The organism is Lentzea xerophila, assembly GCF_051094245.1.
GTDB classification, from domain to species: domain Bacteria; phylum Actinomycetota; class Actinomycetes; order Mycobacteriales; family Pseudonocardiaceae; genus Lentzea; species Lentzea xerophila.
In genome coordinates, this window is the sequence record NZ_CP194934.1 from 629,515 (window position 1) to 650,882 (window position 21,368).

Genomic DNA, 21,368 nt, shown 5'->3' on the forward strand with positions numbered 1-21,368 from the left:
TTTAGGAAAGCTCCCCCCATCAACGTTGTTTCGCGGTGGGTGTCACCAGCCGAGCTGAACCGCCAGCCTCCGCGCCTGCTCCAGCGGCCCGGCCTGCTGCGTGCCCGGTTCGGGCAGCGGCACGCCGGGGCAGGACAGGTCCTTCGCGGGCGTCACGCGGTCGACGAGGTAGCGCTCGACGACGTCGTTGACGCAGGCGTTGTCGAACCCGTAGATGCCGTGGTCACCCTCGTCCTTCACGGTCAGCATCCGCGAACCGGCGAACCCGGCGTGCGACCTGCGCGCACCCTCGATCGGCGTCGGCGCGTCCCGCTCGGACTGCACCATCAGCGTCGGCGTGACGCCGATGCCGGTGGGGCGCTTGAGGTTCACGTCCGGCCTGTCCCAGTACGCGCAGGGACCCATGATCTGGTAGTAGCCCATGAGCGGCCACTTGGCGCCGTCGCGGGCGGCGTCGCGCTCCAGGTACTTCCGGCCACCGCGGAACGGCGTGTCGTTGCACAGAATCGTGTTCAGCGTGGCGGTCTGCGCGTCCGGGTAGCTGGCCTGCGCCGTCAGCTGTGCGGGCACCGCCCCGGCCAGTTCGGCCAGCTTGCGCGCCGCGCCGTCGAAGGCGTACTTGCTGTACTGGCCCTGGATCAGCACGAGGTCGAGATTGACCGGGTAGTACGTGCCGTCCGGCAGGGTGACGGGCTGCTGTCCGAGCTTCGCCCGCGTCCGCTCGTAGGACTGGCGCACTGCCTCCGCGGTCTTGCCGAGGTGGTAGACGTCGTCGTACTTCGCCACCCACGGCAGGAAGTCGACCCGGAACCGCCGCTCGAGGCCCATGCCGAAGTCGTCGAACACCGGTTGCCACGTGCCGGTGAAGTCGACGTTGGAGTCGAGCACGATCTTGTCGAGCGTCTTGGGGAAGTAGGTGGCGTAGTACGCGCCCATCCAGGTACCGCCCGAGTAGCCGATCCAGTCGACCTTCTTGCGCCCCAGCACCTGGCGCAGCAGGTCGAGGTCCTTCACGGTCTGCTCGGTGGTGACGTACTTGCCGAACTCGCCGGACTTGGTCTGGCAGAACCTGGCCTGCAGCTCCATGCCGCTGTAGATCAGGTCGAGGTTGGCCTTGCTGCGGTCACGCGGGTCCGTCGCGCCGAGCGTGTCGAACCCGCCGCAGGTGATGTTGCTGCTGGCACCCGTTCCGCGCACGTCGATGCCGTAGATCTCGGCGTTCTCGCTGAGCTTCGGACGGCTCTGGTAGACCAGCGGCAGGGTGCGCCCCGCACCGCCGGGCCCGCCGGGGTTGGTGAAGACGGCGGTCTTCGCCTTGCCGTTGACCGGTTTGGTGCGGCTCACGGCGATGGTGATGGTCTTGCCGTTGTTCTGGTTGTTCCAGTCCATCGGCGCGGTGAAGCTGCCGCACTCCAGGCGTTCCGCGCCGGGCGGTACCGGGTCGAAACACTTCTGCCAGCTGATCTCCTGCGCGGCGAACGTACTGGCCTGCGCCTGTGGCGCGATCAGCAGTGATGTCGCCGTGGCGACGGCCAGGGCCGCCGCGATCTTCTTGCGATGCATCGGTTTCCCTCCTTTACCAGCCGAGCTGGGTGGCGAGCTTGTGTGCCGTGGTGAGCGAGTTCTGCGCGCTCTGCTCACCGGGAGCGGGCAGCGGAACACCGGGGCACTTCAGGTCCTTGGCGGGAGTGACGCCGTCGACGAGGTAGCGCTCGACGATGTCGTTCACGCAGGGGTTGCCGAACCCGTAGATGCCGTGGTCACCCTCGTCCTCGACGGTGAGCAGCACGGAGTTCCGGAAGTTCCGGTGTGCCCGTTGCGCCTGCTCGATCGGCGTCGCCGGGTCGCGCACCGACTGCACCATCAACGTCGAAGCGACGCCGACCCCGGTCGGCTGCTTGAGTTTCACGTTCGGCCGGTCCCAGAACGCGCACGGGCCGGCGATCTGGGTGTAGCCGACGAGCGGCCACCGGGCGCCGTCGCGGGCGGCGTCGCGCTCCAGGAACTTCCTGCCACCCTGGAACGGCGTGTCGTTGCAGATGATGGAGTACGCGGTGCCGGTCTGGGCGTCCGGGTAACTGGCCTGTGCCGTCATCAGCGCGGGCACCGCACCGGCCAGTTCGGCGAAGATCTGCGCGCCGCCGGCGAAGTTGTCCTTGCTGTAGAGCGTTCCTCGCAACAGGAGGTCGAGCGTCACGCCGTTGTACACGCCTTCCGGCCGCGTTACGGGCTGCGCGTTGAGCTTGGCGCGCGTGCGCTCGTAGGACTGACGAACCTCCTCGCCGGTCTTGCCGAGGTGGTAGACGCCGTCGTACTTCGCCACCCACGGCAGGAAGTCGACGCGGAACCGGCGCTCGAAGGCCATCCCCCAGTCGTCGAAGATCGACTGCCACGACGTGGTGAAGTCGACGTTGGAGTCGAGCACGACCTTGTCGAGCGTCTTCGGGAAGTAAGTGGCGTAGTAGGCGCCCAGCCAGCTGCCGCCGGAGTAGCCGAGCCAGCTGACCTTCTTCTTGCCGAGCACCTGGCGCAGCAGGTCGAGGTCCTTCACCGTCTGGTCGGTGGAGACGTACCTGCCGAACTCGCCCGACTTGGTCTGGCAGAACTTCGCGAGCAGCTCCATGCTGCCGTAGAGCAGGTCCAGGTTGGCCCTGCTGCGGTCACGCGGATCAGCCTGCCCCTCGGCGTTGAAGTTCCCGCACGTGACGTTGCTGCTGGCGCCGGTGCCGCGCACGTCGATGCCGATGATCTCGGCGTTCTCGCTCAGCTGGGGCCGCTCGAGGTAGAGCAGCGGCATCGTGCGGCCGGCACCACCCGGTCCGCCGGGGTTGGTGAAGACGGTGCTCTTCGCCGTGCCGGTCTTCGGCCTGAGCCGGCTGACCGCGATCGTGATGGTCTTGCCGTTGTCCTGGTTGTTCCAGTCCATCGGCGCGGTGAAGCTGCCGCATTCGAGGCGTTCCGTGCCCGGCGGAGCTCCCGGTGGCGGTGTCTCGAAGCACTGCTGCCACTCGATGTCCTGCGTGGCGAACGTCGACTGTGCCTGGGCCTGCGGCGCTGTCAGCAGACTCGCGGAGATGGCGGCGGCCAGTGCCGCCGTCAGTTTTCTGCGGTGCATTCGGTTGTTCCCCCTTCTGCCGGTCGAATACGACCGGCACCACAGCTCATCGCTTCGCGGGGCTGGGAGCATCGGCCTTTGGGAGGCAACCGGGTACAACTCTGGTCTTACGCCGACCTGGGCAGGCCCTGATGACGTTCGTCATGCGACGCAGTTGGGGCCGCCCTGAGGACCGCCGACAGCACGGAGGGCCGTCCCCGCACCGGGAACGGCCCTCCGCGAACCAGACCTCAGCAGGACTGCTTGTAGAAGTACTTCGAGTTGGCCTGCGCGTCGTCCTTAATGATCGCCACCAGGTCCGTCTCGATGTCGCGCTTGGTCTCCTTGCCCTCGATCGCGGCGATCGCCTGCTCGACGCCCTGCTTGCCGATCGCGGCCGGGTCCTGCGCGATCAGGGCCTGCACGGTGCCGGCCTGCAGGTCCTGCACCTGCTTCGGCGAGGCGTCGAAGCCGACCAGGTTCACCGCGCCGGTCTTGCCCGCGTTGCGCAGGCCGGTCGCCGCGCCCTCGCCGGAGTTCAGGTTGGTCGCGAACACGCCGATCAGGTCCGGGTTCGCGGCCAGGGTCGCGGTCACCTTCGAGGCCGCGGTGGCGGGCTCGTTGTCGGTGTACTGCTGGCCGATGTACTTGAGGTTCGGGAAGTTCTTGATGGCGTCCTCGAAGCCCTTGGCGCGGGCGTCGGTCGTGGACGTGCCGGCCTTGGTGTTCAGCACCAGCACCGAGCCGGTCTTGCCGGCCGTGAGCTTGTTCAGGGTCTCGGCGGCGAGCTTGCCGCCCTGCTCGTTGTTGGACGAGATGGAGGACACGGCGATCGAGGTGTCCTGCAGCTTGGTGTCGACCTCGACGACCTTGATGCCCGCGTCCTTGAGCTGCTTCATCGGGCCGGCCATGGCCTTGTCGTCGGTCGGCGCGATCAGGACCGCGGCGGGCTTCGAGGCGAGGATGCCCGTGACGATCGGGGTCTGCTGGGCCGCGTCGAACTTGGCGGGCGCCTGCGTGTCGACCTCGTAGCCCGCGGCCTTCGCGGCCTCCTCGAACCCGCACTGCATCGAGATGTAGAACGGTTCCGCGGTGATACCGGGGATCAATACCAGCTTCTTGTTCGTGGCGGAGTCGCCCGAACCCGAGTCGCCGATCTGCCCACCCCCGCCACACGCGGCGAGCAGGAAAGCGGCTGAGACTGCCACTGCGGAGCGGATCTTCATTGGTCCGGCACCTTTCCCTAACGTTGGTTGCGCGCCCGCCGCCGTGTCTGGTCCAGCCACACGGCGGCCACCAGCACGATCGCCACGGCGATCGGCTGCCAGAACTCCTTGACCCCGATGATCACGAGGCCCTTCTCCAGCACCGCCGGGATGAACACGCCGAAGACCGTGCCCAGCACCGACCCCATGCCGCCGAAGATGCTGGTTCCTCCCAGGACGACGGCGGCGATCGCGTTCAGGTTGTCCGTCTCGTGGCCGGTGACGACCGCGACCCGGAAGAACGCGTTGCCCATGAAGCCCGCGAGGCCCGCCAGGGTGCCCGCGAGCAGGTACACCTTCGTCAGGTGGCCGCGCACCGAGATGCCGACGCGGCGCGCCGCCTCCTCGTTCGACCCGACCGCGTAGGTGTAGCGGCCGAAGCGCGTGGTGGACAACAGCAGCGCGCCGAGGGCGGTGACGATCGCGGCCACGATCACGATGTTCGGGATGCCGAAGTACGTGCCGGAGCCGAAGGTGCGGTTCAGCTTGTCCGGGATGCCCGAGACGTTGGAACCGTTGTTCAGCAACAGGGCCGCGCCCTGCGCCGCGCCGAACGTGCCCAGGGTGACGATCAGCGCGGGGATCTTCGCCCGCGAGATCAGCAGGCCGTTGAGCAGGCCCCAGGCCGCGCCGCTGACCACCGCGACCAGCAGGCCGAACCCGATCACGCCCCAGCCCGCGTTCGTCGCGTCGCCGCCGGATACCGAGTTCATCGCCATCGCGGAACTGACGCTCGCGAACACCAGCACCGAACCGACGGACAAGTCGATGCCGGACGTGATGATCACGAACGTCATGCCGACCGAGAGCACCAGCAGCACGGCGGTTTCCGCGAGCAGGAACTGCAGCGTGGTCACCTGGAAGATCGCGTCCGGGCGGATCGCGCCGAACATGCCGACCAGGACCAGCAGCACCAGGCCGATCCACAGCGTGTTCGCGCCGGTCAGACGTTTGAGCAGCGGTGTGCGCTGGTCGTCCGGCAGAGCTGACATCGTTGTCTTCTCGTCCGTGGTCATTACGCCGCGTCCTCCTGGGACAGTGCGCCGGTCATCGCGCCGACGAGTTCTTCGACGCTGGTCTCGGAAGCCTTGAACCGGGCCACGCGACGGCCGAGGCGCAGCACCTCGACGCGATCGGAGACCGACAGCACCTCGGGCATGTTGTGCGAGATCAGCACCACCGCGATGCCCTCGTCGCGCACGCGCTTGATCACCTCCAGCACGCGTTCCCGTTGCACCACGCCGAGTGCGGCCGTCGGCTCGTCCATGAACACGAGCTTCGACGCCCAGGCGACCGAACGGGCGACCGCGACGGACTGGCGCTGACCACCGGACAGCGCCGCGATCGGCACGTCGATGCTCTGCAGCGTCGCGCCGAACCGGGTGAAGTGCTCGGCGGCCTGCTTGCGCATGGCCTTCTTGTCGAGCACGCCCAGCAGTCCGAGGACGCCGGGCTTGAGGATCTCCCTGCCCAGGAACATGTTCGCGGCCGGGTCGAGGTCGGGCGCGACCGCGAGGTCCTGGAACACGGTCTCGATGCCGCGGTCGCGGGCGGCGTTGGGGGAGTTCAGGATGAGCGGCTCGCCCTCGAACAGCAACGTGCCGCCGGTCGGCTGCTCCACCCCGGAGAGGCACTTCACCAGGGTGGACTTGCCCGCGCCGTTGTCGCCGATCAGCGACACGACCTCGCCGGGGTAGGCGGAGAAGGAGGCACCGCGGAGAGCTTCCACGGTGCCGTAGCTCTTCGTGAGATCCCGAGCCTCGAGCAGGGGCCCGCTCATGGCGATACATCCTCCACAGTGGACAGAACGGGTGGTCGGCAGCGGATCGCCACCAGGTCGCCGGACAGCCCCAGCTCGCCGGCCGCGTGCGGCACGACGACGGTGCTGCCCTTGCGCACCTCCAGCTCACCGAGCTGGCCGGCACCCTCCAGCACCACCAGCACGGCGAACGACGGCTCCAGCGCGAAGGAGCCCTCCACGTGCAGGCGGTCGGCCTGGAAGAACGGGTCCGCGTCGGGGCCGAGCAGGTCGACCGACGGCGCCCACTTCTCCGACGTCTGGCGCACCAGCCGGTCGAGCTGACCGCTCCAGCCCTGCCGGTCGACGCAGTCCAGCGCCACGTCGTAGCCGAGACCGAGGTGACCGGCGTCGTCGTTGGCGAGGAAGCCCTGCCACTCCAGCGTCACCGAGAAGTCGGTGGGCTGCTGTAGCTCGACGATGAACACGCCTTCACCGATCGCGTGCGGCACACCGGCGGGCACGAAGACCGTGTCACCGGGCCGGACGCAGACGGGGTTGAGCGCGTCGAGCATCGCCTTCGTGTTCTGCGTGGCGACCCACTCGGCGACGGTGCCGGCGGGCACGTCGTCGCGGAATCCGATGTAGACGGTCGGGTCCGGTCCGGTCGTGCCGACGACGATCCACGCCTCCGTCTTGCCGTGACGGCAGTTCAGGTGCGAGGACGCGAAGGCGTTCGACGGGTGGCAGTGCACGGGCAGGCGCTGGCCCGCGTCGAGCAGCTTCACCAGCAACGCCGTGTCGGCGCCGAACTTGGCCGCGTGGTCCGCGCCGAGCCATCCGGTCGGGTCCGCCGTCACGGCGTCGCGCAGGAGTACGCCGTTCGGCAACGTTGTCAACCCGGCGTCACTGCGTCCGAAGAGCGTCGTCGTCGACGCCACCCAGTCCTCGGGGCCGAAGTCGCCGCTCGTCCCGCCGCGCAGCGCGGCGATCGCCTCCCCGCCGCGGTAGAACTGCTTCGGTTGGTTGGCAGGCAGGTTGACAGGCTGGTGGAGAACACCAGAACTCACGCGTGGACCTCCCCGGATCCTCGTGGCACCAAGCGCACCGGCAGCACGACGCGGCGCGGTGGTGAGTTGTCGCCGTCCAGTCGGGCGAACAACAAATCGGTGGCCGCCTTGCCGAGCGCGCTCGCGTCGTGCGCGATCACGGTCACCGGCGGCGACAACAGGTCAGCGAGTTCGAAGTCGTCGAAGCCCACCAGGGCAGGCCGTTCCGCGACCCCCGCGAGAGACCGCAGGATGTACACGGTGATGCGGTTGTTTCCGGCCACGACCGCCGTGGCGGGCTCACGCATGCTCTGCAACCGCCGCAACGTGGTCGCCACGCTGCTCTCGTCGTGCGGCCCCATCGCCACGAGTTCCTCGTGGTAGCCGATGCCCGCCCGCACACACCCCTCGCGGTACCCGCGCAGGCGCTCGTTCGCGGTGAAGATGTCCGGCGCGTCCCCGAGGAACGCGATCCGCCGATGCCCGTGCGCGGCCAGGTGCGTGACCGCCTCGACGGTCCCGCCGATGTTGTCCACCAGCACGGTGTCGGCCACGACGTCACCCGCGGGCCGGTCCAGGAACACCACCGGCGTCCCCGCGCGCATCTCCGGCACCAGGTAGCTGTGCTGCAGCCCGGCGGGCACGATCAACAGCCCGTCCACGCGCCTGCTGCAGAACTCCAGCGCCAGCTCGCGCTCACGTCCGGGATCCTCGTCGGAGGACCCGGAGATCACCTGTCTGCCGCGCAGCCGGGCGATTTCCTCGACAGCACGGGTCACGCCGGAGTAGAACGGGTTGCCGACGTCCTCCAGCACCAGCCCGATCGTGCCGGTGGACGACCCCCGGCGCAGGTTGCGGGCACTCAGGTTCCGCCGGAACCCGAGCTGGTCGATGGCCGCGAGCACGCGCTCGGCGGTGGACGGGTGCACACCCGGCTCGTCGTTGACCACGCGTGAGACGGTCTTGATGCTCACGCCCGCGAGCCGCGCGACGTCGTTCATCGTCGCGCGACGTACCTTGCGTTGACCGGCCACGGGCCCGCTGGGGGACAACGTTGTCATAGTGGCCGTATCTCACCTCGGCTTTACGTCCTTGTCAACAGTTCCGGACCGGTCAAGCGCCGTTCCGTTCGGCTGCCTGATGTCCGAAACCGGACAAGTGAGAGCGCTGATCTTGACCTGGCCCGTGTGCGCTCCGCGATGATCAGGTGACGGACAGCGTTGTCAGCCCGAGGGTGGCTTCCGGCTCCGGCGACAGACCCCCGGGCCGGGGTGCGCATGCGGCGGCGGATGCACCCCGGTCCGGTCCCTACACCGCTGGAACCCGACGATCCGCCACACCACCCGACCGGACCATCCGGCCATCCCGCCGCGGCCCGGAATCCCCTCTAGGGTGAAACCCGTGGACGCACTGGATCCGATCGAGTCGGTAAACACGTTCATCGGCACCAAGGACGAGGGCAACACGTTCCCCGGCGCGTCCATGCCGTTCGGCAAGGCCCACAGCAGCCCGATCGGCTCCCACTACGCCGGTTACCGCTACGACGACCAGCGGATCCGGGGCTTCGGCCACTTCTTCCTCTCCGGCGCGGGCTGCTGGGAACAGGGCGGCCTCGTCCCGATCCTCCCCGTCACCGGGCTGCCGCAGGCCTTCGACCACAAGCGCTACGCCAGCGGCTACACGCACGACGGCGAGATCGGCAAACCCGGCTACTACAAGGTCAAGCTGGACCGTGACATCACCGTCGAGTGCACCGCCACGACGAGGGCGGGGGTGGAGCGGTACACGTTCCCGGGCGGCGTCGGCGGCACGCTGCTCGTCAACGTCGGCCAGGCCAACGACAAGGAGCCGGTCAGCGCGAGCTCCGTCCGGGTCGTCGACGACCGCACGATCGTCGGAACCGTGGAAACGCAGGCGTTCTGCGGCGGCCGCCCCTACCTCACCCACTTCACCACCAGGTTCGACCGCCCGTTCACCCGGTTCGGCACCTGGGGCCCGGCCGGTCCCAAACCGGACCACCGCGAGTCCGCAGGCGGCGCGGGTCTCCGTGGCGCCTGGGTGACGTTCGAACCTGGCCCGGTCACGGCCACCACGGCACTGTCCCAAGTGGATGAACAGGGCGCCACGAACAACCTCGAGGCCGAGACCACCGGCAAGACCTTCGACGACATCCGCAACGAGGCCCAGGCGGCCTGGCGCGCCGAGCTCGGCTGCATCGAGATCGACACCGAGGACTGGGACGAGCGCGCGGTCTTCTACACCGCGCTCTACCACGTGCTGCTCCAGCCGCTGACCGGCAGCGACGCGGACGGCAGGTACCGCGGCTTCGACAACCAGGTCCATCTGGCCAAAGACTGGACCTATTACGAGTACTACTCGCTCTGGGACACCTACCGCGCGCACAACCAGTTGCTCGCGCTGATCCGCACCCAGCGGTCGAAGGACATCGCCAGGAGCATCCTGGCCATCCACGAGCAGGGCGGCTGGCTTCCGCGCTGGGCGTACGCGAACCAGGAGACGAACTGCATGACCGGCGACCCGGTCACGCCGTTCCTGGTCGACCTGTGGCGGTTCGGGCACCTCGAAGGCCTGGAGGGGAAGGCCTACCAGGCGCTGATCCAGAACGCCGACGGGATTCCGCCGCAGGCGTCCCGTTTCCAGGGCAGGTCCGGCAACCCGAGCTACCTCGCCCAGGGGTTCGTCCAGTACGACAAGCGCTTCCCGAAGAAGGGGCAGGACACCGATCCGCACCACGGCGCGTCGGCGACCCTGGAGTACGCGCTGGCCGACGCCACGCTCGCGATCATGGCTGAGGCGCTCGGTCACCAGGAGGACGCGGAACGGCTCAGGGCGCGGGGACTGAACCACCGCGGCCTCTGGGACCACAGCGTCATGGACCGCGGCTTCACCGGATTCCCTCGGCCCAAACTGCAGAGCGGCGCCTGGCTGGACCCGTTCACGCCGCAGGGACCGGAGGGGTTCCACGAGGGCACGGCCTGGCAGTACCAGTGGCTCTGCCAGCACGACGTCACCGGGCTGATCACCGCGCTCGGCGGGAAGGCGGCGGCCGAGGCGCGGCTGGACGACTTCTTCGCGTACCCCGACCTCCTCCAGGATCCCGCGAGGACGGTCCGCGAGAAGTGGGTTGTCGGGCCGTACGACTACTACAACCAGTTCAGGTACAACCCGAACAACGAGCCGGACCTGCACGCCCCGTGGATGTACGCGCTCATCGGCAAGCCGGAGAAGACGTCGGTGGTCGTCAGGGCCGCGCAGACGTTGTTCGTCAACGGACCGGCGGGCGTCACGGGCAACGACGACCTCGGCACCATGTCCGCCTGGTACGTGTTCAGCGCGCTCGGGATGTACCCCGTGGTGCCGGGAACCGGCGAGTTCGTGCCGCACGCGCCCAGGTTCAGGAAAGCCGTGGTCCACCTGGAGAACGGCAGGGACATCGTGATCGAGGCAGAAGCCGCCGACGTCACCAGGCCGCAGGCCGTGCAGCGGGTGCGCAGCGGCTGGCTCGCCAAGACCAAGGACCGGATCGAGATCGCGCAACTGTGGTCGGGGACCACTCTCGAGGTTGACCTCCACACACTTTCCATTTGAGACGCACAAACGGTCGTACGCTCCTGCGATGGGGACCTGCGCGAGCTGTGGCACGGTTTTCGCGCCCATGCCGTCGCGGGCGCGGTACTGCTCGAACGCGTGCCGTCAGCGTGCCTACCGCCGGCGTTCCGCGGGTACGTCCACTGTGGTCGCCGAGCTGCCGGTCTACGACGACGCGTTCGTCGGCAGGGAGAGTGAGCTGGCGGAGCTGCTTTCGTTGCTGCGCGGGCGCAGGATGCTCACGCTCGTCGGGTCGGCCGGGGTCGGGAAGACGCGGCTCGCGTCCGAGCTGGCCAGGCGGGCGAAGAAGGCCGAGGTGCGCACCGTCGAGCTGGGCAGGCTGAGCAGGCCCGGTCAGGTGGTGCAGGCGATCGCGGAAGCCGTTGGGGTGTACCAGCACGCGGGCGTCGCGCTGCGGACGACGTTGCTGCAGGAGCTGGCCGGCCGCCGGATCCTGCTGCTCGTCGACAACTGCGAGCATCTCGTCGAAGAGTGCTGCGACATCGTGGACGCGCTCCTCGCACGGTGCCCGCACGTCCAGGTTCTCGCCACGAGCCGTGAAGCGCTCAGAGCTATCGGTGAGGTCGTCTACCCGTTACGTGGCATGGAGGACGACGCGGTCCGGCTCTTCACCGACCGCGCCGGGGCACAAGGCGACCAGGACGCGATCACGGCGATCTGCGCGCGGCTCGACGGTGTACCGCTCGCGGTGGAGCTGGCCGCGAAGCTGTCCAGGTCCGTACCGCTGACCGAGCTCGCGAACAACCTCGACCACCGCCTGGACCTGCTCAGCGACTCGGGCGAACAGGCACGGCACCAGAGCCTGCGCGCGGCCATCGCGTGGAGTCACGACCTGCTGACCACACCGGAGAAGCAGCTGTTCCGCCGGCTCGCGCTGCTGCCGGGCGGGTTCGGGGTGGAGATCGCCAGGGTCGTGCACGACGGCCCGGTGATCGGCCTGCTCACGGCGTTGCAGGCGAAGTCGTTGGTGGTGCGGGAGAACGACGGCCGGTTGCGGATGCTCGAGTCGGTGCGCCTCTACGCCGAGGAACGGCTCAGGGAGCACGGCGAGCACGAGGTGACGGCGGAGCGGATCATCGCGTGGCTCTGCGAAAAAGGCGAACCCGGCGTCTCGTCGTCGATCCTCGCGCCGGAGCAGGTCAAGGCGCAGCACCACGAGTACGACAATGTGGTGTACGCGTTCGCCCATCTGGTGGCACCGCAGGACGATCGCCGGCTGATGCTCGCCACCATGCTGCTCCGGGTGTGCTTCGACCGCGGCTACTTCACCGAGGCGGGCTCGGTCCTGCTGCAGGTGCTGCACCAGTCGCCCGCCGATGCGCGCTACCGGATCCTCGCGCTGGAGTACGCGTCCCTGCTGGCGGGACACGAGGAACGGCACGACGAAGCGGTGAAGTACGCCGTCGAGGCGGTGGAAACGGCGGTGGCGGGCGGGCAGGACCACATCATGTGCCGGCTGTTCCGGACGTTAGCGAACGCTTACGACGCCATGGGCGATGTGCCGAACACCGCATGGGCGTTACGCCAGTCGATCCAGCACGGCGTACGTAACGGCAACGACGTGAGTGTCGCTGTGTCGAGCCAGAACCTCGGCTGGCTGCTGCTCGTCCAGGGTGACGTCGACGGCGCCGCCGGCCTGGTGGAGACGGCGTTGCCGGTCCTCAGAGTCCATGCACGGCAGGACGTTGTCGCCGTCGCGGTGCACACGTCGGGCTGCATAGCGCTGGAGCGGCAGGATCTGGCGACGGCCGGCGCCCGGTTCGCCGAGAGCGCGCGGATGATGGCGGACACCCCGCGTGCCGTGCTGGAGTCGGTCGAGGGCCGTGGCCTGGTCGCGATGCTGTCCGGACGGCACGAGCTCGGCGTGCGCCTCCTGGCCGCCTGCCAGCAGATGCGCACGACGTGGGTCGTCCCGTCGGATCCCTGGTGGCGGAGCAAGGTGGTCGCGGCACTGGACCTCGCCCGGGAATCCCTGTCCAGGAAGGCTTTCGGCAGAGCCCTCAACGCGGGCCGGGCGATGGACGTGCGGCACGCCCTGGAAACCGCGCTGGGCGAGGAGATCGTGCAGGACCCGGTGCTCAGCGACCGGCAGCGCATGGTCGTCGAACTGGTGGCGCAGGGTCTGACCAACGCCCAGGTCGCGGCGAAGCTCGGCATCTCGCATCGGACCGTGGAATCCCACGTGCACAACGTGAAGACAACGTTGAACCTTTCGTCTCGCGCGCAGCTCGCCGCGTGGGCCCAGTCGAACTGACATGTCCAACTGAGACGTAACGCTGTGCTCTATCCGGATGACTTCCGGCCGCATGCCGTTCATCGTGAGGACAAGAACGCCGAAGAGAGGTGACGTGGAGCCGTTCCGCTTGCTGCACCCCGATCTCGTGCCGCAGCAGCGCGAGTCGCTCCAGCACGCCGCGTCCGTGCTCGTCCAGATGGGGCTGGACGACACCGTGCTCTCGGCACCGGCCGTGCACCAGCGGCTCGCCAGGGTCGTGCTCGCGAGCAGCGGCGTGATCCAGTGGGCGCCCGGCTGCTGGGTCCCCGACACCGGCCAGGACGAACGCTTCGGTGTCGTCCGGGTCGGCGGCGACCGCGGCGGCGTCTTCCTGTCCGGCATCCTGATCGCCTACCTCGACGTGCTGGAGAACGCGGCCAGGATGGACACCTCGATCAGCGAGGACTCCTGGCGCACGCTGCTGTGGGCGCCCACCGCGCTCTTCGACCACGTGCTGCGCCGTCCCCAGGTCGGCATGACGGTCGTGACGCCCGGCCCCGGCGCCGAACACCTCCCGCACGAACGCGCCCTGGCCGGCCAGCGCCTCCACCTCGCGCTGATGCAGGCAGTCCGGTTCGCCATCGCCGGTGTGCTGCGGGAACAGGACGACCGCACGCTGGTCGAGGACTGCGTCACCCTCGCGACGGCCTGCCTGCGCGCCGCGGCGGTGGCGCTCGTGTTCGCCGCCGACATCGGGGACCAACCGGCGCCGCCGCTCATGGAGACCGCCGAGCACCGGTACCTCTGGCAGGTGGTCGGCGAGGTGCGGGCGGCCGTTCCCCGCGCCAGGTTCGACCAGTTCGCCGCGGCGCTGCGCAGGCTGAACGACCTCTACGCCACGAGCCCGCTGCTGGCGGCGAACTACTGACCGCTTCCGCGTCTTCGGCTGGGAGAAACAGGACATACCTGACAGCCCCGGTGGCCGTGTGCTCTCCGTCACGGTTCATGATGGTGAGCCATGACGTTCTCCAGCGTGGTCGGACGGTTCCGCATCCTCGCCCTCGCCGAGGCGATCTCCTGGGCGGGCCTGCTGCTCGGGATGTTCTTCAAGTACGTCGTCGTGCAGAACGAGATCGGCGTGAAGATCTTCGGCCCGATCCACGGCATCGTCTTCGTCGGCTTCATCCTCGTCACCCTGATGACGAAGGAGCCGCTGAAGTGGGACGGCCGCACGCTGGTCCTCGCGCTGCTGTCGAGCATCCCGCCGTTCGGCACGGTGATCTTCGAGCGCTGGGCCGCGAAGACCGGCCGCCTCGACGAGACCGCTACCGCGCGAGCTTCCGAACAGCCCTGAGCTCCGCCTGCGGATCACCTTCGTGGTAGATCCGCTCGGAGGCCTCGATGTTGTCCAGGAACGCCTGGTACTTCACCGCGTTGTGCAGGTGTGCCGCGCGGCGGGCGACGTCGAGCGCTTCGAGCGGCCTGCTGTCCGGGCGGTGTTCCAGCCACGCCTCGCTCCACACCCGCCGGATGTGGTCGTGCAGCGCGGGTTCGCTGTACTCCAGCACCCGGCACGCGTCGAGCGCCGGGTGGCCCCACACGGCGTCGGACCAGTCGATGACCTCGCCGCCGCGGCGCCAGTTGCCGGGGTGGAAGTCGCCGTGCGTCAACGTGTCCGGCAGTCCGAACGACGGCATCGGCACGGCGGTCGGGCGCAGCCGTGGCTCGCCCGCCAGCGCGTTCTGCACGGCCACCCAGCGCGGCACGATCAGGTCGACGTGATCCGGTGTGACGGGCCAGCACTTGTCGCCCGGTGCGTCGGCGAGCAGGACCCGTTGCGGTGCCGCGGCGATCACCTCCGGGACCAGCGTCGGGTCGTGCGCCGCGACCATCTCGATCACCGCGCCCTCGTCGGCGAAGAACGGCGGGATGGCCTTGAGCCACACCGGGCCGTTCGCCGTGGGAAGCCGGTGCACGGTCGAGAGGTTCCAGGTGCGGACCTGGACGGCGGGCCCGGTGCGGTCGATCTCGGTGTCGGCCCACGCGACCAGCTCGGCCGGTCCGCCCATCCGCGCGTACGGCAGCCGGAACTCCGCGTCGGCCTCGGGTTCCCGAGCCGGGCGGAGCCGCGTGCGGTCGGGTTCCCCGAGGGCCTCGACGTGGTAGGTGACGAGGCCACCGCGGAAGGAGCTCCCGCCGCCCTCGACGGAGATCAGCCGCAGCACGTGCGTGGGCACGCCGAGCAGCTGCTCCAGCACCTCGTTGACCGGCTCGACGTGGTTCCAGTCGAGTGAGTCGACCCCGATCGCCTCGGTGCGGCCCGCGAACCCGCTCGGCGCGCTGACCAGGGCGATGATCGTCCGGCCCGTCATGCGGTCACCAGCCGGAGAGCGGCCCTGAGCTCCTCCGCCGGGTCGTCGCGGTGGTAGATCCGTTCGGATTCCTCGATGTTGTCGAGGAACTCCTGGTACCGCACCGCGTTGTGCAGGTGCGACGCGCGGCGGGCGACGTCGAGCGCTTCGAGCGGCCGGCTGTCCGGGCGGTGTGCCAGCCACGCCTCGCTCCAGACGCGGCTGATCACCTCGTTCAGGTCCGGGCTGAACGACATGAGCCGGCACGCGTCGAGCGCCGGGTGGCCCCACACCGCGTCGGACCAGTCGATGACCACTCCGCTGCTGCGCCAGTTGCCGGGGTGGAAGTCGCCGTGCACCAGCGTGTCCGGCAGCCCGAACGACGGCATCGGCACGGCGGACGGCGGCAGTTGAGCGTCGCCTGCCAGCGCGTTCTGCACGGCGACCCAGCGCGGCACGACGCGCTCGACCAGTTCGGGCGTCAGCTGCCAGCAGTTGCCGCCCTCGGCCTGGCTGAGCAGCACCCGGCCGGGTGCGGAGGCCAGCACCTCTGGCACCAGGGTCGGATCGTGCGCGGCGACCATCTTGATCACGGTGCCCTCGTCGGCGAAGAACGGCGGCACGGCCTTCAGCCACACCGGGCCGTCCGCGGTGGGCAGGCGGTGCACGCTGGAGAGGTTCCACGTCCGCACCTGGACCGCCGGTCCGGTGCGGGTGACCGCGGTGTCCGCCCAGGCGACGAGCTCCGCCGGTCCGCCGAGCCGTGCCCACGGCAGCCTGTGCTCGGCGTCCGGCTCGGGTGCGTCGGCGGGCTTGAGGTGCGTGCGATCCGGTTCACCGTGTGCTTCGACGTGGTAGGTGACGACACCGCCGACCGGCACCCGGCCGCCCTCGGCCGAGACGAGCCGGAGCACGCTCGTCTCCACGCCGAGCAGGTCCCGCAGAGCCGCGTTGACCGGCTCGACGTGGTTCCAGCTCGGCGTCTCGACCGCGATGGCCCCGGTGCGGCCCGCGAACCCGCTGGGGGCGCTGACCAGGGCGATGATCGACCGTTCCGTCACGCGACCATCATCGCGGCGCGCTCAACCGGATTTCAGTCCTCGAAGTCGCCGCTCGCCCGGCGGACCTTGGCGAGCAGGTCGGTGAGCTGCTCGGTCTGCCGGTCGGTGAGGCCCTTCAGGCCCAGGTTGACCTCGACGACCGCCGCGGTCGCGCTCTCCCGGCGCTGCAGACCGGCGTCGGTGATCTCCACCAGCGTGGTGCGGCGGTCGGTCGGGTGCGGCGTGCGGCGGACCAGGCCGTCGCTCTCCAGCCGGTCGACGATGTTGGTCACGCTCGTGGGGTGCAGTTGCAGGCGCTCACCCATGACGCGCATCGGCAGCGCGCCCTTGCGGGAGAAGTAGAGCAGCACCAACGCCTCGTAGCGCGCGAACGTGAGTCCGTGCGGCTTGAGGGCTGCGTCCACGGCGGACTGGATGATTTGCTGGACACGCATGACGCTCGTGACGGCGGCCATCGAGGTGGAAGAGCCCACCCGGTCGTCCCACAGCTCGGCCGCGCGGGCGATCGGATCGAACGGCAGCGGTGTCATGTGCACGGAAGCTACCAGTCAGTACAACTCGTGGATCAGCAGGAGGCACGTGTGCTTGTCGCGTTCAGCGTCGCTCCGTCCGGTTCGGACTCGTCGGGAAGCGTCGCCAAGGCCGTCGCCGAGGCGATCCGGGTCGTGCGGGAGTCCGGCCTGCCCAACGAGACGAACGCGATGTTCACCTTGATCGAAGGCGAATGGGACGAGGTGATGGCGGTGGTGAAGAAGGCGACCGAGGTCGTGCAGGCCAGCGCCCCACGCGTGTCGCTCGTGCTCAAGGCGGACATCCGGCCCGGCTACACCGGGCAGCTGAAGGCCAAGGTGGACCGGATCGAGGAGCACCTCACCGACATGCCCTGACGCCGCCGGTCTCCCCGGATGGCCGAACGTTCTACGCCGCCCCGGTGAGCGCACCCGTGCGGCGGCGCCCGCTGGGTTAGCGTGTCGGGCGTGGACGCGAGGCAGCTCTGGTTGAGGTTCGAGCCCTACCACGACGTCACGTACTTCACGCCCGAATCGCGCGCGGCGACCGACGCGCTGGGGTGCAAGGGCGGGTGGATGGGCTACTTCGGCATGCGCGCCGCCCCGCTGGGCGCCGCGTCACCCGAACTGGTCACGGCGGTCTTCTACAACTTCGCGCCGCGCAAGGTCTCGCGCGCTCTCCCGGACGCGTGGGCGGTCGCCTCGCCGGCCACGTATCTGGAGGCGCGGCTGAAGGGCGTGGACGGGGCGCTGCGGCGTCTGCTCGGGGAAGTGGGCACACCCGAGATCGCCGAGGCCGCGTCGCTGGCGCGTGCCGCTGCTCTGGCCGCTCCCGTGGCCGGGCGCCCGCTGGCGGCCGCGAACCGGTCGCTCCCCTGGCCTGCCGAGCCCCACCTGCAGCTTTGGCACGCCTGCACGATCCTGCGCGAAGCCCGCGGCGACGGCCACGTGGCCGCGCTGGTGGCACATGGCGTGGGCCCGTGCCAAGCGCTTGCGCTCTACGCCCGTGAACATTCCCTCGATCCGGCATACATGCGCGCCGCGCGTGGTTGGACCGTCGAGGAGTGGGAAGCCGTCTCCGATCTGCCCGGCGACCTCCCCGCGGTGGAACGTGCGACCGATGCGGCCGCGCTGGCCCCGTGGGAAGCGCTGGGTGCGGCCGGAACGTCGCGGTTCATCGACCTGATGACACCGCTCGCTCTGCGCATCGCTTCGGCCAACGAGGCGATGCGCGTCAACCCGATGGCCCTGGACCCGGTCCGGGAACTAGCCGTGCCAGGATGGAACACGTGACAAGGCCTGATCCTCGCAAGACCGCCGCACTGTCCGCCGCGCTCTCGGGCGCCGTCGATCTGGGCGCCCTGAAGGCCCGGGCCGACGCGGCCCGCCAAGCGCCCGCAGCCGCCGCCGGTGCCGCTCCGGCGCCCGACAACGGCTCCACGCCGTGGATCGTGGACGTCACCGAGGCCTCCTTCCAGGCCGTGGTCGAGCAGTCCCTGCAGGTGCCCGTCGTGGTCCTGCTCGGCGCCTCCTACAGCCCGGAGTCGCAGCAGCTCGCCGCCTCCCTGACCCGCTTCGCCTCGGCGTCCGGCGGCGCGTGGATCCTGGCGCGCGTCGACCTCGAGTCCGCACCCCGGATCGGGCAGGCCTTCGGCGTCCAGTCGGTGCCGACGACCGTCGCCGTCGCCGGCGGCCAGCCGATCGACGCGTTCGCCGGCCCGATCGCCGACGCGGAGCTGTCGCAGTGGATCGCCCGGTTGCTGGACGCGCTGCGCGACCGGCTTCCCGGCATCCGCGCCGGTGAGGCACGGGCCGGTGCCGCCCCCGTGGCCGAGGAGGAGGTCGTCGAGGACCCGCGGATCGTCGCGGCCGAGGAAGCCTTCGAGCGCGGCGACTACACGGCCGCCCAGGGGTTCTACGAGCAGATCCTGGCTTCCGAACCCGCGCACGAACTGGCCAAGGAAGGCCTGGCGCAGGCGCGGTTCGCCGAACGGGCCGAGGGCGTCGACCCCGCGGTGATCGCCAAGGCCGACGGCGCGCCCGAGGACATCGACGCTCAGCTGGCCGCCGCCGACGCCCAGGTGGCGGTGCAGGACGTCGAGGCGGCGTTCAAGCGGCTGGTCGACACCGTGCGGCGGGTCTACGGGGACGATCGGGACCGGGTTCGGCAGCACCTGGTGGGGCTGTTCGAGCTGTTCCCGGCCGATGATCCTCGGGTGGCGGCGGCTCGGCGGAACCTGGCTTCGGCGCTGTACTGACCCGGTCGCACCGGGTGCGTTCCCAGGCGTCGGTGGTGGCTCACCGTCCAGCGGGGCCGTCTCTGGTGCGCCAGGCGGGAGTCACCACTTGGCTTGTTCTCGACGCGATGACTCCGCGGCTGCCTGGGATGATCCGGTCTTCGGCGCGCGAGAGGGGAAGCTGTGCACAGCCCGTCCCTCCGGCTGCCGTCCCCGATCGAGGAGTTGCGCGACGAGCGGCTTGGCCATCGTGGTGTGCGGCTCTACCTCAAGCGTGATGACCTGATTCATCCGGAGCTCATCGGCAACAAGTGGCGGAAGCTGCGCTACAACCTCACTGCCGCCAAGGAGCAAGGGCACTCCCGGCTGCTGACCTTCGGCGGCGCCTACTCGAACCACATCGCCGCGACGGCGGCGGCAGGCCATCATTTCGGATTCGAGACCGTGGGCGTGATTCGTGGTGAGGCCCACGTCCCGCTCAACAACGTCTTGGCCTTCGCCACCGGCAGGGGAATGGCGCTCAGGTACCTCGACCGGGCCACGTACCGGCGCAAGACGGACGTGGAGCTGCTCGATCGGCTGCGCGCCGAGTTCGGTGACTTCTACCTTTTGCCTGAAGGCGGCAGCAACGCGCTGGCAGTCAATGGGTGTGCCGAACTGCCGGCTGAGATCGACATCGAGTTCGACACGATCTGCTGCGCCTGCGGTACCGGCGGCACGCTTGCGGGCATCGCGAGCGGCCTGCGGAAGAACCAGACCGCGATGGGGTTCGCCGTCCTGAAGGGCGGAGACTTCCTCGTTGAGGACGTCGAACGCCTGCAGCGTGAGGCGTTCGGTGTCGTGAGTCCCAACTGGACGGTCCGCACGGAGTTTCACTTCGGTGGGTTCGCGAAGCGGCGCGGTGAACTCGAAGCGTTCATCGACGACTTCGAGGCGCGCCACGGCATGCGCTTGGAGTGGGTGTACGTCGCGAAGATGATGTACGGCGTCTTCGCCCTGATCGAGCAGGGAGTTTTCCCTCCTGGCAGCCGGATCGTGGCCGTCGTGACGGGTGCGGATCAGAGCTTCAGCTCGTAGGCCTGCTGAGCGTCCTTCGAGACATCGCTTTCGCACCACTCCAGTTCCCAGCGACCGCTGTTGATCGAGAACTTGCGGTTGAAGCCCAGCCACATCCCGTGCATCCGCCGGCAGGACGGGTCCACCACCAGCTGCATCGTGCCGTGGTACTCCGCGCCCCGGTAATAGCCGGTCGGCGAGGTCGTCTCGCGCCACGTGCCAGTGACGACCGAGGCATCGGTGATCAGGTCGAGCAGCATGCTCGAACCTGTGGTGTGCCTAAGGCTTCGCGCGGTGATTCGGTTCTTCTGTTGGCGAAGGACCACGTAGTGCTTGCCGACGAACTCTTCGTTGCGGCCTTCGCTGTGGTAGTGGTACCGGCTCAGCCAGATGCCATCGAGGCGTCGGGGAGTTTCGCTGCCGTCAGCCGGCTGGAAGGCGAGTGCGTCTTCATCGCCGGCGAGGCTGGAAGCCGTCGAAGTCAGGGCTGAGGAGGCTTTCAACAGCACAGCGCGTCCGAGTTGGTCAACCAGGTCGGCGACGTTCAGGTCGGATCTCGCGTTCCCGATCAGCTCCAGTTGCCGCGCGGTGGTGAACGCGATGTCGGACGATCGGAAGTCGGCGCAGTCCGAGACGAGATCGCTCGTGCTGCACTCGTACAGTTCGGCGAGCCGGTTCAAGATGCCGATCGATGGCTCGTGCCCTGTTGGTGCGGGCCAGGTCTCCCAGTACGAGAAAGTCTTGGACGACTTGGGGTCGGCGGGCCACCTGGCGTTCCACCGCTCGGCTGCTTCGCGCTGGCTCCACCCTCGCGCGTGGCGGAAGGCGACGCGCATGTTGACGTTGTAGCGCTGGGAGAAGTCGCGTGCGATCTCGCACCAGGTCTTGTGCTGAGCTCGTGCCGCCGCGGACAGTGCAGCTTGTTCCTGGCGGAGACTTCGAAACGACGGTGACACCTCGCCGAATTTACAGCTTCTCCCTCTGAAACAGGGAGAAGTTGTAGCGCAAGATCAGTGTCCAGCAGGGTTCCTGAGCATTCTGACGTGCGGTTTTCTTGTGGCATGCCAAGGAGAGTCTCCACGGCGCGGGGGGACGAGTTCCTGAACGAGATCAGTTCGGATGCGGAGCTGTCCAAGCTCGTGATCGCTCGCCTTGCGGACGGG

19 protein-coding genes and 1 pseudogene are annotated in these 21,368 nt (G+C 69.1%); 9 read left to right on the forward strand and 11 right to left on the reverse strand.

The features are described from left to right. Positions 1–42 precede the first annotated feature (42 nt). The 7 genes from ACRSBM_RS03115 to ACRSBM_RS03145 form a co-directional block, all read right to left on the reverse strand. Positions 43–1,563, reverse strand: a complete 1,521-nt coding sequence (locus ACRSBM_RS03115) for an alpha/beta hydrolase (RefSeq protein ID WP_434439540.1) — start codon at positions 1,561–1,563, stop codon at positions 43–45. 13 nt (positions 1,564–1,576) lie between these two features. Beyond that, positions 1,577–3,115 carry an alpha/beta hydrolase gene (locus ACRSBM_RS03120; RefSeq protein WP_434439543.1) on the reverse strand — a complete coding sequence of 513 codons (1,539 nt, stop codon included), beginning with the start codon at positions 3,113–3,115 and terminating at the stop codon, positions 1,577–1,579. Positions 3,116–3,345: 230 nt separating this feature from the next. Continuing rightward, positions 3,346–4,320: an ABC transporter substrate-binding protein gene (locus tag ACRSBM_RS03125; protein ID WP_434439546.1), complete on the reverse strand. Its 975-nt coding sequence runs from the start codon at positions 4,318–4,320 to the stop codon at positions 3,346–3,348. A 17-nt stretch (positions 4,321–4,337) separates the two neighbouring features. Next, complete coding sequence (locus tag ACRSBM_RS03130; RefSeq protein WP_434439549.1) at positions 4,338–5,351, reverse strand: ABC transporter permease; 1,014 nt, start codon at positions 5,349–5,351, stop codon at positions 4,338–4,340. 23 nt (positions 5,352–5,374) lie between these two features. Then, on the reverse strand, positions 5,375–6,139 hold the full coding sequence (locus tag ACRSBM_RS03135) for an ATP-binding cassette domain-containing protein (RefSeq protein WP_434439552.1): 765 nt from the start codon (positions 6,137–6,139) through the stop codon (positions 5,375–5,377). Then, positions 6,136–7,167 (reverse strand): class I mannose-6-phosphate isomerase, encoded by a 1,032-nt coding sequence (locus ACRSBM_RS03140; RefSeq protein ID WP_434439554.1) that lies wholly within the window; start codon positions 7,165–7,167, stop codon positions 6,136–6,138. The genes ACRSBM_RS03135 and ACRSBM_RS03140 overlap by 4 nt, the downstream gene beginning before the upstream one ends. Further along, positions 7,164–8,147 (reverse strand): LacI family DNA-binding transcriptional regulator, encoded by a 984-nt coding sequence (locus tag ACRSBM_RS03145; RefSeq protein ID WP_434439557.1) that lies wholly within the window; start codon positions 8,145–8,147, stop codon positions 7,164–7,166. The genes ACRSBM_RS03140 and ACRSBM_RS03145 overlap by 4 nt, the downstream gene beginning before the upstream one ends. 400 nt (positions 8,148–8,547) lie before the next feature. Here ACRSBM_RS03145 and ACRSBM_RS03150 point away from each other — a divergent pair, with 400 nt between their 5' ends. From ACRSBM_RS03150 to ACRSBM_RS03170, 5 genes and pseudogenes are all read left to right on the forward strand, one after another. Beyond that, positions 8,548–10,755 carry a GH92 family glycosyl hydrolase gene (locus tag ACRSBM_RS03150; protein ID WP_434439559.1) on the forward strand — a complete coding sequence of 736 codons (2,208 nt, stop codon included), beginning with the start codon at positions 8,548–8,550 and terminating at the stop codon, positions 10,753–10,755. Positions 10,756–10,822: 67 nt separating this feature from the next. Beyond that, positions 10,823–11,302 (forward strand): annotated as a pseudogene (locus tag ACRSBM_RS03155) (AAA family ATPase); the annotation flags it as partial. A gap of 1,491 nt (positions 11,303–12,793) precedes the next feature. Then, positions 12,794–13,030: a response regulator transcription factor gene (locus tag ACRSBM_RS03160; RefSeq protein ID WP_434452942.1), complete on the forward strand. Its 237-nt coding sequence runs from the start codon at positions 12,794–12,796 to the stop codon at positions 13,028–13,030. A gap of 94 nt (positions 13,031–13,124) precedes the next feature. Further along, positions 13,125–13,919, forward strand: a complete 795-nt coding sequence (locus ACRSBM_RS03165) for a hypothetical protein (RefSeq protein ID WP_434439561.1) — start codon at positions 13,125–13,127, stop codon at positions 13,917–13,919. Positions 13,920–14,009: 90 nt separating this feature from the next. Continuing rightward, positions 14,010–14,345: a DUF3817 domain-containing protein gene (locus ACRSBM_RS03170; protein ID WP_434439564.1), complete on the forward strand. Its 336-nt coding sequence runs from the start codon at positions 14,010–14,012 to the stop codon at positions 14,343–14,345. Here the strand turns inward: ACRSBM_RS03170 and ACRSBM_RS03175 are convergent. The 3 genes from ACRSBM_RS03175 to ACRSBM_RS03185 are packed head-to-tail and all read right to left on the reverse strand — an operon-like array spanning position 14,317 to position 16,933. Next, positions 14,317–15,363 (reverse strand): phosphotransferase, encoded by a 1,047-nt coding sequence (locus ACRSBM_RS03175; RefSeq protein ID WP_434439567.1) that lies wholly within the window; start codon positions 15,361–15,363, stop codon positions 14,317–14,319. The two genes, ACRSBM_RS03170 and ACRSBM_RS03175, sit on opposite strands and share 29 nt — an antisense overlap. Next, entirely contained in the window at positions 15,360–16,403 is a 1,044-nt protein-coding gene (locus ACRSBM_RS03180; RefSeq protein ID WP_434439570.1) for a phosphotransferase, read from the reverse strand. Before ACRSBM_RS03180 ends, ACRSBM_RS03175 begins: the two co-directional genes overlap by 4 nt. Positions 16,404–16,435: 32 nt before the next feature. Beyond that, positions 16,436–16,933 carry a MarR family winged helix-turn-helix transcriptional regulator gene (locus ACRSBM_RS03185; RefSeq protein ID WP_355294623.1) on the reverse strand — a complete coding sequence of 166 codons (498 nt, stop codon included), beginning with the start codon at positions 16,931–16,933 and terminating at the stop codon, positions 16,436–16,438. A gap of 51 nt (positions 16,934–16,984) precedes the next feature. On the opposite strand from ACRSBM_RS03185, the gene ACRSBM_RS03190 reads away from it, so the two are divergent. The 4 genes from ACRSBM_RS03190 to ACRSBM_RS03205 all read left to right on the forward strand — a co-directional run bounded on the left by ACRSBM_RS03190 (position 16,985) and on the right by ACRSBM_RS03205 (position 20,226). Continuing rightward, a complete protein-coding gene (locus ACRSBM_RS03190; protein WP_434452944.1) occupies positions 16,985–17,290 on the forward strand; it encodes an MTH1187 family thiamine-binding protein in 306 nt (101 codons plus the stop codon). Positions 17,291–17,380: 90 nt separating this feature from the next. Beyond that, positions 17,381–18,205 carry an SCO6745 family protein gene (locus ACRSBM_RS03195; protein WP_434439574.1) on the forward strand — a complete coding sequence of 275 codons (825 nt, stop codon included), beginning with the start codon at positions 17,381–17,383 and terminating at the stop codon, positions 18,203–18,205. Then, positions 18,202–19,170, forward strand: coding sequence for a tetratricopeptide repeat protein (locus tag ACRSBM_RS03200; protein WP_434439577.1), 969 nt, complete (start codon positions 18,202–18,204; stop codon positions 19,168–19,170). The genes ACRSBM_RS03195 and ACRSBM_RS03200 overlap by 4 nt, the downstream gene beginning before the upstream one ends. Before the next feature lie 204 nt (positions 19,171–19,374). Then, on the forward strand, positions 19,375–20,226 hold the full coding sequence (locus tag ACRSBM_RS03205; RefSeq protein WP_434439580.1) for a 1-aminocyclopropane-1-carboxylate deaminase/D-cysteine desulfhydrase: 852 nt from the start codon (positions 19,375–19,377) through the stop codon (positions 20,224–20,226). Here ACRSBM_RS03205 and ACRSBM_RS03210 read toward each other — a convergent pair. Continuing rightward, positions 20,208–21,161 (reverse strand): helix-turn-helix domain-containing protein, encoded by a 954-nt coding sequence (locus ACRSBM_RS03210; protein WP_434439583.1) that lies wholly within the window; start codon positions 21,159–21,161, stop codon positions 20,208–20,210. The genes ACRSBM_RS03205 and ACRSBM_RS03210 overlap by 19 nt on opposite strands. Positions 21,162–21,368 lie beyond the last annotated feature (207 nt).

Coding starts and splice junctions, on each gene's coding strand:
- ACRSBM_RS03115 (WP_434439540.1), bottom strand. CDS start 1,563: ATGCATCGCAAGAAGATCGCGGCGGCCCTGGCCGTCGCCACGGCGACA.
- ACRSBM_RS03120 (WP_434439543.1), bottom strand. CDS start 3,115: ATGCACCGCAGAAAACTGACGGCGGCACTGGCCGCCGCCATCTCCGCG.
- ACRSBM_RS03125 (WP_434439546.1), bottom strand. CDS start 4,320: ATGAAGATCCGCTCCGCAGTGGCAGTCTCAGCCGCTTTCCTGCTCGCC.
- ACRSBM_RS03130 (WP_434439549.1), bottom strand. CDS start 5,351: ATGTCAGCTCTGCCGGACGACCAGCGCACACCGCTGCTCAAACGTCTG.
- ACRSBM_RS03135 (WP_434439552.1), bottom strand. CDS start 6,139: ATGAGCGGGCCCCTGCTCGAGGCTCGGGATCTCACGAAGAGCTACGGC.
- ACRSBM_RS03145 (WP_434439557.1), bottom strand. CDS start 8,147: ATGAACGACGTCGCGCGGCTCGCGGGCGTGAGCATCAAGACCGTCTCA.
- ACRSBM_RS03160 (WP_434452942.1), top strand. CDS start 12,794: ATGGACGTGCGGCACGCCCTGGAAACCGCGCTGGGCGAGGAGATCGTG.
- ACRSBM_RS03170 (WP_434439564.1), top strand. CDS start 14,010: ATGACGTTCTCCAGCGTGGTCGGACGGTTCCGCATCCTCGCCCTCGCC.
- ACRSBM_RS03175 (WP_434439567.1), bottom strand. CDS start 15,363: ATGACGGGCCGGACGATCATCGCCCTGGTCAGCGCGCCGAGCGGGTTC.
- ACRSBM_RS03185 (WP_355294623.1), bottom strand. CDS start 16,933: ATGACACCGCTGCCGTTCGATCCGATCGCCCGCGCGGCCGAGCTGTGG.